Raw genomic sequence first — 12642 nt, 5'->3', positions numbered from 1 at the left:
GCAGTTCAAAGCGCGCGGCGGATGGCCTGAAGATCGCGCATGAGGGTGACGAAGTTGTGGGCGCTCTCAGGCGGTGCCACATCAAAGGCGGCGGCGACACGTTTGACCGGCAGTCCGGCGCGGCGGGCGATTTCCTCGGCGAGGTGATCGTTCATTTTGCGGCTGCCGTCATCGAGCGAGCGGTGCCGTTCGCGCACCCGCTCCCACACGGCATCACGCGCGGCATTCACGAGCAGCGCACCACGGCGCATGCGCCAGAAAAATTCGCCCAGCGCGCCGATGTGGCTGGCAAAATGACGTGTGGAATCGAGTTCCACCTCCGCCAGCGGCCCAAAACGCGGCATCTGCTGCCAGAGCCAGAAAATGAGGCACAGCGCCAGCACCACGAGCGCCATCCAGCCGTGCTGCCAGAGCAGCGCCATGAAACTGCCGGTGGTGGCGGCCACAAACAGCACCTCCTTGGAGCCGTGCTCTCCCACCAGCGCAGAAAGCCAGCGCGCGTGATCGCGTTCGCCGATCCAGCGGTTGCGGAAGGGCCGCGCATGCGCCAGCAGCGTGACGCTGCCCATGCCGTGATTCAAATGCAGCGCCAATGACTCGTTCTTCGATCCGGCGGAGAACTCGCCAGAGCGCAACTTGCGTTTGAGGATCAGATGCTGGTAACCACCGAGACTGAGCTTGTAGGTCTGGCCGTTCCACGTCACTTCCTGCACGGATTCGAGCCACGCTTCCTCATCCTCATCATCCTCGGGTTGCTTCTTCTTTTTCTTCGTGTCGTCTTTCTTGGTTTCATCTTTTTTGGCAGGCGGCGCGGCCTTCTTGCTATCTTTCACGCCTTCCTTGTTCAGCATGTCTTTGGCCAGTTCCTTGATCTCATCATCCGGGAGACGCTTTTGCACACCGACGCCGAGCTGCTCCAGCACCGGATCTTTTTCCTCCTCCAGCAGCATGGCGGCAATGAACGAGCCGTACTGCGTTTCAAAATCGTTGTAGGGCCGTGTGCCGCCGAGGCAGTAGATGAGGTGCCCGCCGCTGAAGGTCCAGCGCAGCAACTGCCTGGCACGGCCCTCGGGAAGCCCGTTCTCACCCGAGACCAGGATCACGGCATCGTGCGAGGGCATTTTCGTGAGCGACTTCGCGCCATGCGCATCGTGACCGAGCTCATCCAGCAGGCGTTCCGCCGCGAGAAACGGATTCACCCGTGCCCTGCCGCGATAGCCAAGCGTCTTTTCATAATCCTCCCATTTCCCGCTGCACCCGCAGAGAATCAGCGACGCTAAAAGCGCCATCAAACCGCGAACCGCGAATCGTCTCATGCCGCGCCTCCTTTCTCCACAAACGGCCATTGATCGCAAAGAGTCTCCATCTCGGCGTTCGATGTCGGCAGAGACGCATAGGCCACCTGCACCCACGCTCCGGTGAGCTGGCGGAAATAATCGGCCTCGGTTTTATCCCCTGCACTGAGCACCTGCACGAGGCAGTCCTCCTCCGTGTCGCTGTCTGTGATCGGCACCCGGCGCCGCGTGACCAGCCATGACAATGAGCCCCGATACAGCAGGCTGAGCGCTTCCTTGAAGTCTCCCGCTGCCCACGCGGCACGTGCGGCGGCCACGATGTCATCCGGCAGGCTTTCGCGCGTGATGTTCATGCCCATGAGCACCTTCGGCGCTTGCACCGGAGCTTTGCTGGCGCCGCGGGAGATGAAGACATGGCGGTTGTTCACGAGATAGATGACCAACCACACCACCAGGCCGACGACCAGCAGCCAGAACAGCAGTTCGCCGATGACGCCGAGAAAATCGAGGCTCGGCACTTCCGGCGCGTCCGATTCCTCAAATTCCGGTACCCAGCGCTTGGTCTGCACCTTGTGAATCTCGAACTCGGGATTCTTGAGCACCTCCTGAACGACTTTGGCGGCCTCATCACCCTCCGCCGCCTGCATGGACGATGGCATGCCACCAACCAGCAGCACACCGGTCACAATCGCTGCTGCGGCAGAAGTCAGACGCGTGGCCATGCGGCGGAACGCCAGCTCCACATCCCAGCCTTCGATGCGCGTGCGGCAGTTCAGATACAAACCGAAACCAGCGCCGACGTAAAACGGCTCGACCAAGGTGACGATGACCATGTGGCAGGCCGCGCCCCACCACAGGAAGGCATTGGGAATGGTGTTCTCGAAATCAAAGGCGTTGAAGATGCCGTGCCAGTCCGGCGTGGCCGATTCCGGCAGCAGATCATACGTCCCCCACATCAGGCCGATCCAGGCCACCGCTTCGATCTTGGAGAATGCATAGGAAAGCGAGAAGCCGGAACCGCCGCCATCCATCGCGAGTGTTCGGATGCGACGATTGACCGCCGAGCCGCTCAATCCTTCCAGCATCTGCGCAGGCAGGGCAAAGCTGCGGATAAAGGAGAAACGCCGCCACAGCAGCGCGGGCAGACAATTCGTGATCCACAGGCGCGGCCATTCCTTCCACGTCTCCACAAAACCTGGACGCACGCCAAACGCCGCGCGGCTCAGGAAAAACAACGGCACGCGATCATAGAGCGGCTTCAGCCACCACACGACGAGCGGAATCCACACCGGCGCATCACGCAGCAGCACGCACACCAGCACCCACAGCGGAAACACCGTGCTGGCCCACAAGACGAACAACCGCCCATAATCACGCCGCACCATGGCGCAGCCCAGGTCCACGGCCTCCCACGGCTGGCGCGGACGCAGCGTGACGGTCATGTCCTCAAGCCGCATCCGCCTGCCTCCTTCCGCTGAACATCAGAAAAACCGCCACCAGCAGCCAGCACACGCCGCCGGCGGTGAATTTCATTGCCGGTGGCAGATCCAACGGCGACCAGAAACCTTCCAGCACCGCCGCTAGACTGGTCAAAACTGCCGCACCGATGAGCAGCGGCATCGCCTTGCGCCCCGCCAGCACCAAGGCCGCGCGTCGTTCCAATCTTCCGGGCCGCAGCACCGAGAGGCCGACCCGCAGCCCCGCCATGGCCGAAATCACGAGGCCGGTGAGCTCGGGCGCGCCGTGGGCCACCACCCAGGTGTACAGGGTCATCGGATTGCCGGAGTAATGCACGTAGCCGAACACCGCGCCGAGGTAGATCGAGTTGAACAGCAGCACAAACAACGAGCCAACACCGCCGAGAACGCCCCCGGCAAAGGTTTTGAAGTCGATGCTGACATTATTCCAGATGTAGAAACAAAACGCGGCAAATTCCGAGCCGAAATTTTCGCGCACATAGTCGGAGGGCTTGCTGGACTCGCCATACATGCTCTCGATCTGCACCATGCTGTCCGGCCCCAGCAACGCCATCGCCCATTCGGGATGAGCGGGCGTGATGACCGCGATCAGAACCGCCGGCAGGTAAAACAGCGCGGTGCACCACCAGAACAGCTTCCACTCCGCCCGCACCGCTTGCGGAAACTGCACCAGAAACAAACGCACAAAAGCCTCCCAGCCGCCGGCGCTGCGGCGCTCCAGCACACGGTAGGCTCGAATCGCCAGCGCATTCAGCTTCTGCGTGAGACGCTGCGGGCTCATGCGATGCTGTGCCACGCTCAGGTCATGGCAGACCTGACGAAAAGTGGCGGGCAGTTCCTCCACGGCCACCGCAGGCTTTGATTTCTCTGCCTCGGTCAGCAGTTTCTCCAGTTTTTGCCAGCGCGGCTCGATGTTTTTTTCAAACTGAGCCGGAGTCATGATTGAAACAGCGAAGCTCCTTTCAGCGGCGGCGGCGCGGCGCGTTTCTCCTCAGGCTCCTGCAGCCACAGCGCCATGCCGCACAGACGGCGCAGCCCCTCAACGCCCGGCGCGTGCGTCAAAGGCTGCGCCAGCGCGGCAAGTTCGAGACGGCGCTCATCCGCCCACAGCGGCGCACGTTCGATGAACTGGAGCAGTGCCGCCTGCTCCTCGCGCGTGAGCACCTGGGAGGGTGCGCGGCGTTCCGCCCGCACCTCGACATTCGGCGTGATGACCGGCGGCGGGTCCGCATACGTCACCACGGTGTTTGCCACCAGGTCACCGACACGCTGAAAGCGTTTCGTGAAAAGCATGCACACAATGCCGGTGAGATACAGCCCCGGCATGAAATCCACCACACGCAGAAAGTTGCGCATCACCGCCTGCGCCAGCGTCACCGGCCCACCGGTCAGGCTCATCACACGCAGCTTCATGGACCGCTGCCCCGGCGTGGCTCCACGCGGCCCGGCCTCGAAGATCACATTGTAAAACCACTCCATGAAGAACATGAACAACATCATCAACCCGCCTGTCATCTGGGGACCGATCACCCCGGCCAGCAGCCAGAAAGCCAGGATCGCCGCCACGATATAAATGCCGATGCGGATGAGCAGATCCATCATGTAGGCCATGCTGCGCACCGTCAGACCGGCGACACGGAGTTGTATCTCCACGCCGTCCGCGAGTTCGACTGATTGCAAGGTGTCCGCGCGAGGTGCCGCCATTGCCGCTTATTCAAGCGGTGGCGTTTGGTTTTGACAACCACCGAATTATTTTCGTAGCCTCAGCAAATGCCGGGGATATTCCGGCACGCGCTCACCACACACCCCTCCCCATCATGGAATCCAATCTCCCCAACCCCTACTCCACCCCCTCCGCCAACCTCTACGGTGCCGCCAGTGGTGAGGCGGATGCCGTTTCACCAGGCACGATCGCACAGCTCGCCGGCACCAAGCCGTGGGTGCGTTTCATTTCCGTCATGCTATGGATCGGTGTCGGGCTCATGATCCTGGTTTCCATCGGCATGGGAGCGGTGATGGCCATGGGCTTTGCCAGCCAGACGAAATCAGGCCCCTTCGGCGGTGCTGAAATGATCGTGCTGGTGGTCCTTTATGGCATCATGGCCTTCCTTTACATCTATCCGGCCATGAAACTGTGGGCTTTCGCCAACCGCATCGGCTCGCTCAACTCCACACGTTCCGTGGCTGATTTGGATGCCGCGTTGACCGAGCAACGCCGTTTTTGGAAGTTCTTCGGCATCATGATGATCATTGTGATCTGCATCTACATCATCTTCATCATCGGTATGATCGGCTTCGGAGCCACCGCAGCCATGAAAGCCGGTGCGATCCCGCGTTGATCACCCCATCAAGGCCACTGCAATCGGATCGACGAGCGGTTTTCCCGCCCGCGTGAGCCGCACATGGCTCGCGTCAAAATTCAGCAGCCCCTGATCACGCAGCGTGTCCAGCATGCGACGTGACTCGGGGGCAATCAATTCAAGCGGCAGCCCGCGTGCCGTGCGCAGTTCCAGTCCAAAGCGCTCCGTGCGCCGCTGCTCCGGCGTGAGTTCCTCGACTTCCATCGCCGTGCTTTCACCGGCGAGCGTCATCTCCATGTAGCGTGGCGTGTCCTTCACATTGTGCCAGCGTTGGCCACCCACGGTCGAAAACGCGCCGGGTCCAATGCCGAGATAATCCTCGCCAAGCCAGTAGGCTTCGTTGTGAACCGAGCGATGGCCGGGCTTCGCGTAATTTGAAATCTCGTAGTGCTCGAAACCACCACCTTCGAGCAAATCGATGCCCAGATGGAAAAACTCCGCATCGCGGCCTTCATCCTCACGAAACTCCCCTGTCTTGAGCCGTCTGAAAAAGTCCGTGTCCTCTTCATAATTGAGGTTGTAGGCCGAAATGTGGTCCGGCTTCAGTGCAATCGAATGTTCCAGCGTTTCGCGCCACGTTTCGAGGCTCTGGCCGGGAATCGAAAACATCAGGTCGAGGTTCAAACTCGGAAACTTCGCCTCTTTGAGCGCCTGCCATGTTTCTTCGGCCTCTGCCGGTTCATGATCACGACCCAGCGTCTTCAGCGTCGCTTCATCCCAAGCCTGAATGCCGAGCGAAACACGCGTCACACCGAGTTCACGCATCAACGCCGCTTTCGAAGCCGTCACCGTGCGCGGATTCGCCTCCATCGTGAATTCAGCCACCTCGGTCATGTCCACCCGCTCACGCAGTCCACGCAGCAGGCGCTCCAGATGTACATCACTCAGCATCGTTGGCGTCCCACCTCCGAAGAAGATCGTGCGCGGCTTGATCGGCTGCTTTGACGCCTCCTTGAGCATCGCATCCACGAACGCCATCATGTCCGTGCCGCCCGGCGTGTGCTTGTGAAAGCTGCAATACGGGCAGATGCGGTGGCAGAACGGGATGTGGACGTAGAGATGGTTCACGAGCTGGATACTTGCAGAGAATGCTTGCTCCAGCATCCAGCATCCAGCATCTAGAATCCAGTCATGTCCGACGAAACCCACCACGAACGCGAACTCGGCGGCCAGTTGCTGGCGGCAGTGTCGCGCTCGTTCTACCTCACGCTCAAAGCACTGCCCAAAGAGCTGCGTGAGCCCATTTCCCTCGCCTACCTGCTCGCCCGGACGGCAGACACCATCGCCGACACCGCCAGCGTGAGCGCGGAAGTGCGTCTCGATTGCCTCGAACGTTATCGCACGCTCGTCCGTGGCGATTCTGCCGTCAATGTGCTCGCCAGCACCCTGCGGGAGCAGTTTTGCCCGCAACAGTCCGACGACGCCGAACGCCGCCTCATGGAAAAATTCGCCGATGGCATCGCCTGGCTGCGCACCATGAAGCCCACGCCGCTCGCTGCGATTCAAAACGTGCTGGAACACATCATCGACGGCCAGATGCTCGACATCCGCCGTTTTCCGTCCGACGGCCTGCTTCGCAGCCTTGCCAGCGTTGAAGAGCTCGATCAATACACCTGGCTCGTCGCCGGTTGTGTCGGCGAATTCTGGACCCAGCTTTGCGCCAGCGAACTGCCATCGTCACTCGATCCCGCAGTCACCACCGCGCAAATGCAGGAATGGGGCGCGCGCATGGGCAAAGGGCTCCAGCTCATCAACATCCTCCGTGACATCGGCGAGGATACCCGCGATGGTCGCTGCTACCTGCCGTGCAAGCCTTCTGACATCCAAATCGAATGGTGCCACTGGCTGCAAACCTGCACGGAGCACCTCGAATGCGGCCTGCGCTACGTGCAACACGTCGCCCACGGCAAACTTCGCTACGCCACCGCCCTTCCGCTGCTCCTCGGCATTCAAACCGTCGCCAAGATGCGTTCTGCGTCGTGGGACAAAGTCCAGCAAGGCATCAAGATCTCACGTCTCGATGTCGCGAGCATTTTAGCTCAAGCCGCCATCGCGTGTCGCAGTCCTGAGGCCATGGAGAAGCTGTATCGAAAGCTGGCGGCCTAAATTCCCAATACAAAGGCCAGCAACTTGCCCGTGGCCTTCAGGGGAAGCACGTCGATGGCAAAGATCTGACCGTCCTCGTTGCACAGGAAGTTGCCCGGATGCGCATCGCCAACGAGCAGATCACGCCGCGCATCGAAGAAGAGATGGGTGTCACGAACTGGCTGGAAGCCGAGTTTTTCCATGAACGTGGTGATTTCTTCACGCTCAGGCCGTGTCCCGACGACAAGCGGCTGGGAGACAGCGATGCGTGGACCTGCGGAGTCATTCACAAGACCGAGGACGCGGGCATCATCCTCAAACAGCTCATTCGACCACGTCCAGCGATCCAAATACTCCAACGGCGTGGCAGGACCGAGGCCCACAGCACCGGAACGAAGCCTGAGTGTGTTGCCGTAGAAACCGGGGAGGGTGATTTTGATGAACCGCTGCTGCGGCTCATCAAAGATTACTTCGTGCTCCATTCCGGGCCGTCGGCCTGATAATGCGATGGTGTCTCTTTCAAAGAGGGTTCCATGCCGCAGTCCCCATTCTCGGAGCACGCGGGTCTGGTCAACGATATTCCAAGGTGCCGCTCCACCTGCTGCCAGACTTGCTCGGTAGTCAGACGCGGCTGCTTCAGGCGTGCGGCCTTGATGGTGCCAGGGATGTAGCTCATACACGGCGGATGATGGCACGATTCGACTGCTGCGCAAGATGGTGCTCAGTCGCGCTTGAACCAGCCCTTCACCTTCGAGAAGAAGCCGGGCTTGTCTTGATCCGTGTTCTTCGCCGCAGGATCAGGCGTCATCGCAGGCACCGCCGTCGGCATCTTCTGATCCCAGCCACCGCCCAGTGCCTTGATCAAACTCACCGACGCGATCAAACGCTGTCCGGCGATCTGCGCGGTGGCACGTTGTGTTGCCAAAGTGGTGCGGTTGGCCTCGATCACATCGAGATACGGACTTGTTCCGGCTTCGTAGCGGGTTTTGGCGAGTTGCGCTGCCCTTTCAGCGCTGACGCGGGCGCGTTGCTGGGAACTGGCCTGTGTGCTGAGATTGCGAATCGAGGACAGGCTGGTCTCCACATCGGCCAACGCGGCGAGAAAGGCCTGACGGTAGCTAGCGAGAGCTTCGTCATGCGCGGCTTTCGATTTGGTGAGGTTCCAGCGGTTCTTGTTTCCGGAGAACAGCGGCACACTGATGCTCGGCCCCATGTTCCACATGAGGGAGGTCGGCTCGAACAGGATGTCGATGTCGCCGCTCTGGAAGCCACCGCGCCCCATGAGCTTCACGCTCGGGAAAAAGTACGATTTGGCGACACCGATGCGCGCGGTGGCAGCCTGGAGCGCACGCTCGGCCTGGGAAATGTCGGGACGACGCTCCAGCAAATCGCTCGGCATGCCCGCTGGCACGCTGGGGGGCGAGGAAAGCGTTCCAGTCGATGAGGGCACTCGAAACGACGATGCGCTGGTGCCAATCAAAATGGCGAGGACATTTTCAAGCTGATCGCGCTGCGCTTGGAGCGATGAAATCTCCGCTTCAGCCGTCGCGACCTCCGTTTCGGCCTGCGCCTGTTCCAATTCGCTGCCCGCACCAGCCTGCACGCGTGCGCCCGCGATTTTGAGCGCCTCATTGCGCCAGCCGACGGCCTCGCGCACAATGCGCATCTCGTTGTCGAGCGTGCGGAGTTTGAAGTAGTTCACGGCGACTTCGGCCTGAATGCCAAGCAGCACGTTGTGCATCGCATCTGCCGCCGCAGCGGCATCCGCACGGGTGCTTTCGCTCTGACGGCGAAGCTTGCCCCACAGATCGAGTTCCCAACTGAATTCGAGCGGTGCGTTGTAAGCCGGGCCGTTGTAGCTCAAGCCGTTCAATGGAAACGCCGACGGCATGTTCTCCGAGGTACGCTGGCGTTCCGCCGTCAATGGCAGGCTGAGTGTCGGAAAAAAGTCCGAGCGCGACATGCGGGCGGCGGCACGAGCTTGATCGAAGCGTGCAATCGCTCCTTTGAGCTGCTGATTGTTCGCCGTGGCGGCGACCATGAGGCTGTTGAGCCGCGAATCATTGAACACCTTCCACCATTCGCCCTTCGAAAGATGCGCGGAGGGTGATGCGGCACGCCAAGTCACGTCTTTGAACTGCGGCGGTGTCGCCGTGGCAGGACGTTCGTAATTGGGACCGACTTGAGCGAGCGCCGAGGTGGTGAGAGCGATGAAAAGCAAGGTGCGCATGACGGGATCAATGAGGAGTGGGAAGGGCGGCGGCTGGCAATTCATCTGCGTTGGCAGCTTTCTTCTGCCGTCCGAGTTTCATGACCAACACATAAAACACCGGCGTGAAGAACAGGCCGAGGAAGGTCACGCCGATCATACCGGCGAAGACGGCGGTGCCCATGGCGCGGCGCATTTCGGCACCGGCGCCGGTGGAGACGACGAGGGGATACACGCCGGCAATAAAGGCGATGGAGGTCATCAAAATGGGGCGCAACCGCAGGCGGCAGGCTTCGAGTGCGGCTTCGAAGGGGCTGAGGCCGTGGTCAAACTTCTCCTTGGCAAATTCGACGATGAGGATGGCGTTTTTGCATGCTAGACCGATCAGCACGATGAAGCCGATCTGCGTGAAGATGTTGTTGTCACCATTTGTGAGATAGACGCCCGCCAACGCGAACAGCAGGCACAGCGGCACGATCAAGATGATGGCGAGCGGCAGGCGCAGGCTTTCGTATTGCGCGGCGAGCACCATGAAGACGAGCAGGATGCACAGCGGGTAGATGAAGATGGCGGTGTTGCCTGCGATGATCTTTTGGTAGGTGAGATCGGTCCACTCGAACTCGAATCCGCCGGGCAGCGCGTCTTTGGCGAGGCCGGCGATGAGTTCCTCGGCCTGACCGGAGCTGAGCGGCGGCAGCGGAGCGCCGTTGAGGTCGGCGGCGAGGTAGCCGTTGTAATGCGTGACGCGATCCGGGCCGAAGCCCTCATTGACTTTCACGAGCGATCCGATGGACACCATGTCTCCGGCGGCGTTGCGAGTTTTGAGGCGTGTGATGTCGCTCGCGTCGTCACGGAACTGCGGCTCGGCCTGCGCGACGACCTGATAGGTGCGGCCAAAGCGGTTGAAGTCGTTCACATAAAGGCTGCCAAGATTGATTTGCAGCGTCTCAAACAAATTGGCGAGCGGCACGCCCTGCATCTTGGCTTTTTCACGATCCACGTCGGCTTCGAGCTGCGGGACGTTCACGGTGTAGCCGGAATAGACCTGCGTGAGTTTGCCACTGCCATACGCCGCGCCGACAAGCTTCTGCGTGGCCTGATACAACGCCGCGTAGCCTTGATTGCCGCGATCCTCGACCATGAGCTTGAAGCCGCCAGTGGTGCCGATGCCATTGACGGGTGGTGGCGGGAACATCATCACCATGGCGTCCTGAATTGCCATGAATTTGCCGTTGAGCGCACCAGCGATGGCACCGCCGCTCAATTCGGGCGACTTGCGTTTCTCGAATTCATCGAGGCTGACGAAAACGATGCCGGCGTTCGGGCTGATGGTGAAACCCTGGATCGAGAGGCCGGGGAAGGCGATGGCGTCCTTCACGCCGGGATGATTCATGGCGATCTGCGACATGCGGCGCATGACATCGTCGGTGCGATCAAGCGAGGAGCCTTCGGGCAATTGCGCGAAGCCGACGAGGTATTGTTTGTCCTGGCCCGGCACGAAGCCTTGGGGCACGATTTCGAATCCCTTCCACGTCGCCCAGACGAGTCCGCCGTAGATGACGAGTGCGACGAAGCTAAAGCGGATGATGCGTTTCACGAGACCGACATACACATTCGACGACCATTCAAAGAAGCGGTTAAAGGGCCGGAAAAACCAGCCGAACAGCGCGTCAATGATGCGGGAGATGATGTCCTTCTTCGCCTGATGATCTTTCAGCAGCAGCGCGGAGAGCGCGGGGCTGAGCGTGAGCGAATTGATGGCTGAGATCACCGTCGAGATGGCAATCGTGACGGCGAACTGCTTGTAAAACTGGCCGCTGAGACCGCTGATGAATGCGGTGGGGATGAAGACGGCGCACAGCACGAGCGCAGTCGCCACGATGGGACCGGTGACCTCCTTCATGGCCTGCTGCGTGGCCGCCATGGGCTTGAGTCCGTTGCGGATGTTGCGCTCGACGTTCTCGACGACCACGATGGCGTCATCGACGACGATGCCGATGGCGAGCACGATGCCGAACAGCGACAAATTGTTGATGGAGAAGCCCAGCGCGTGCATCACCGCGAAGGTGCCGATCAGCGACACCGGCACTGCGGCCAGCGGGATGATGGAGGCACGCCAGGTTTGCAGGAAGATCATCACGACGAGCACGACGAGCAACAGCGCCTCGATCAGCGTGTGGATGACGGCGTCGATGGATTTCTGGACAAACACCGTCGGGTCGTAAGCGATGGCGTAATCGACCCCCTCGGGCATTTTGGCCTTCAGCTCGGTCATGCGGGCACGCACGGCCTGCGAGACGGCGAGCGAGTTCGCACCCGGAAGCTGGAAAACGCCCATGCCGACGGCGCGTTTGTTATTGAGCAGGCTGCGCAGCGAATAATCGCCCGATCCCATCTCTGCGCGGGCGACATCGCGGAGACGTAGCTTTTCGCCATTCGGACCGGTTTTGACGATGATCTGGTCAAACTCCTCCTCGCTGATGAGGCGGCCTTTGGCATTCACGGTCAGTTCAAACGCGGCGTCTTTGACCGGCTGCTGACCGATCGTGCCGGCGGCGACCTGGATGTTTTGCTCGCGGATGGCGTTCACGATGTCGCCGGAGGTCAGGCCGCGTGCGGCGGCTTTGTCGGGATCAATCCACACGCGCATCGCGTAGTCACCACCACCGAAGATATTGACCTGGCCCACGCCGCCGAGTCGCGAAAGCTCGTCCTTCACATTCAGCGTGGCGTAGTTGCGCAGGTAAATCTCGTCGTAGCGCTCATTGGGCGAGAGCAGATGCACAACGAGCGTCATGTTCGGCGAAGACTTCACCGTGGTGACGCCAAAGCGCCGCACTTCCTCCGGCAGCTTCGGCAGCACCTGCGAGACACGGTTCTGCACCTGCACCTGCGCCAGATCGAGCTCCGTGCCGATCTTGAACGTGACAGTGAGTGTCATCACGCCGTTCGCCGTGCTCTGTGACGACATGTAGAGCATGTTCTCGATGCCATTGAGAATCTGCTCAATGGGCGAAGCGACAGTTTCAGCGATAGTCTTTGGATTCGCGCCGGGATATGTCGCAGTGACTATCACAGTGGGCGGTGCGACTTCGGGATACTCCGAAATCGGCAACTGGAACAATGAGATCGCGCCAAGAATGAAGATGAGCAGCGACAACACGCCCGCGAAGATGGGACGCGTGATGAAGAAGGAGGAAAAGTTCATGAAGCGA

General features: G+C 60.6%; 11 protein-coding genes. 2 read left to right on the top strand and 9 right to left on the bottom strand.

Going from position 1 to position 12642, the window contains the following annotated elements; genetic code table 11:
• Positions 1-5: 5 nt before the first annotated feature.
• From U1A53_RS14855 to U1A53_RS14840, 4 genes are read right to left on the bottom strand one after another with little or no spacing between them, the layout of a single operon-like run.
• Positions 6-1316: a DUF4350 domain-containing protein gene (locus U1A53_RS14855; RefSeq protein WP_322282107.1), complete on the bottom strand. Its 1311-nt coding sequence runs from the start codon at positions 1314-1316 to the stop codon at positions 6-8.
• Complete coding sequence (locus U1A53_RS14850; RefSeq protein WP_322282106.1) at positions 1313-2737, bottom strand: DUF4129 domain-containing protein; 1425 nt, start codon at positions 2735-2737, stop codon at positions 1313-1315. The genes U1A53_RS14855 and U1A53_RS14850 overlap by 4 nt, the downstream gene beginning before the upstream one ends.
• Positions 2738-2741: 4 nt before the next feature.
• Positions 2742-3713, bottom strand: a complete 972-nt coding sequence (locus tag U1A53_RS14845) for a stage II sporulation protein M (protein WP_322282104.1) — start codon at positions 3711-3713, stop codon at positions 2742-2744.
• Positions 3710-4477 (bottom strand): RDD family protein, encoded by a 768-nt coding sequence (locus U1A53_RS14840; RefSeq protein WP_322282102.1) that lies wholly within the window; start codon positions 4475-4477, stop codon positions 3710-3712. The genes U1A53_RS14845 and U1A53_RS14840 overlap by 4 nt, the downstream gene beginning before the upstream one ends.
• Before the next feature lie 113 nt (positions 4478-4590).
• Between U1A53_RS14840 and U1A53_RS14835 the strand changes: the two genes are divergently transcribed.
• Positions 4591-5112, top strand: a complete 522-nt coding sequence (locus U1A53_RS14835; protein WP_322282100.1) for a DUF5362 family protein — start codon at positions 4591-4593, stop codon at positions 5110-5112.
• Here U1A53_RS14835 and hemW read toward each other — a convergent pair whose 3' ends face one another.
• Positions 5113-6201 (bottom strand): radical SAM family heme chaperone HemW, encoded by a 1089-nt coding sequence (hemW, locus tag U1A53_RS14830; RefSeq protein ID WP_322282098.1) that lies wholly within the window; start codon positions 6199-6201, stop codon positions 5113-5115. It lies immediately after the preceding gene.
• 63 nt (positions 6202-6264) lie between these two features.
• On the opposite strand from hemW, the gene U1A53_RS14825 reads away from it, so the two are divergent.
• Positions 6265-7239 (top strand): squalene/phytoene synthase family protein, encoded by a 975-nt coding sequence (locus tag U1A53_RS14825; RefSeq protein WP_322282096.1) that lies wholly within the window; start codon positions 6265-6267, stop codon positions 7237-7239.
• Here U1A53_RS14825 and U1A53_RS14820 read toward each other — a convergent pair.
• Genes U1A53_RS14820 through U1A53_RS14805 form a run of 4 tightly spaced genes read right to left on the bottom strand, consistent with a single transcriptional unit; the run spans position 7236 to position 12635 of the window.
• Positions 7236-7778 carry a hypothetical protein gene (locus U1A53_RS14820; RefSeq protein WP_322282094.1) on the bottom strand — a complete coding sequence of 181 codons (543 nt, stop codon included), beginning with the start codon at positions 7776-7778 and terminating at the stop codon, positions 7236-7238. The genes U1A53_RS14825 and U1A53_RS14820 overlap by 4 nt on opposite strands.
• Positions 7685-7894, bottom strand: a complete 210-nt coding sequence (locus tag U1A53_RS14815; RefSeq protein ID WP_322282180.1) for a hypothetical protein — start codon at positions 7892-7894, stop codon at positions 7685-7687. The genes U1A53_RS14820 and U1A53_RS14815 overlap by 94 nt, the downstream gene beginning before the upstream one ends.
• 45 nt (positions 7895-7939) lie before the next feature.
• Positions 7940-9448 (bottom strand): efflux transporter outer membrane subunit, encoded by a 1509-nt coding sequence (locus U1A53_RS14810; protein WP_322282092.1) that lies wholly within the window; start codon positions 9446-9448, stop codon positions 7940-7942.
• A 7-nt stretch (positions 9449-9455) separates the two neighbouring features.
• Positions 9456-12635 carry a multidrug efflux RND transporter permease subunit gene (locus tag U1A53_RS14805; protein ID WP_322282090.1) on the bottom strand — a complete coding sequence of 1060 codons (3180 nt, stop codon included), beginning with the start codon at positions 12633-12635 and terminating at the stop codon, positions 9456-9458.
• Between the last annotated feature and the right edge of the window lie 7 nt (positions 12636-12642).

Origin of the sequence: Prosthecobacter sp. (genome assembly GCF_034366625.1) — a bacterium.
Taxonomy (GTDB): Bacteria; Verrucomicrobiota; Verrucomicrobiia; order Verrucomicrobiales; family Verrucomicrobiaceae; genus Prosthecobacter.
The sequence above is the reverse complement of the archived record's forward strand: the minus strand, read 5'-3'. Positions and strand labels throughout refer to the sequence as shown.

Coding starts and splice junctions, on each gene's coding strand:
- U1A53_RS14855 (WP_322282107.1), bottom strand. CDS start 1,316: ATGAGACGATTCGCGGTTCGCGGTTTGATGGCGCTTTTAGCGTCGCTG.
- U1A53_RS14850 (WP_322282106.1), bottom strand. CDS start 2,737: ATGACCGTCACGCTGCGTCCGCGCCAGCCGTGGGAGGCCGTGGACCTG.
- U1A53_RS14845 (WP_322282104.1), bottom strand. CDS start 3,713: ATGACTCCGGCTCAGTTTGAAAAAAACATCGAGCCGCGCTGGCAAAAA.
- U1A53_RS14840 (WP_322282102.1), bottom strand. CDS start 4,477: ATGGCGGCACCTCGCGCGGACACCTTGCAATCAGTCGAACTCGCGGAC.
- U1A53_RS14835 (WP_322282100.1), top strand. CDS start 4,591: ATGGAATCCAATCTCCCCAACCCCTACTCCACCCCCTCCGCCAACCTC.
- U1A53_RS14825 (WP_322282096.1), top strand. CDS start 6,265: ATGTCCGACGAAACCCACCACGAACGCGAACTCGGCGGCCAGTTGCTG.
- U1A53_RS14815 (WP_322282180.1), bottom strand. CDS start 7,894: ATGAGCTACATCCCTGGCACCATCAAGGCCGCACGCCTGAAGCAGCCG.
- U1A53_RS14810 (WP_322282092.1), bottom strand. CDS start 9,448: ATGCGCACCTTGCTTTTCATCGCTCTCACCACCTCGGCGCTCGCTCAA.
- U1A53_RS14805 (WP_322282090.1), bottom strand. CDS start 12,635: ATGAACTTTTCCTCCTTCTTCATCACGCGTCCCATCTTCGCGGGCGTG.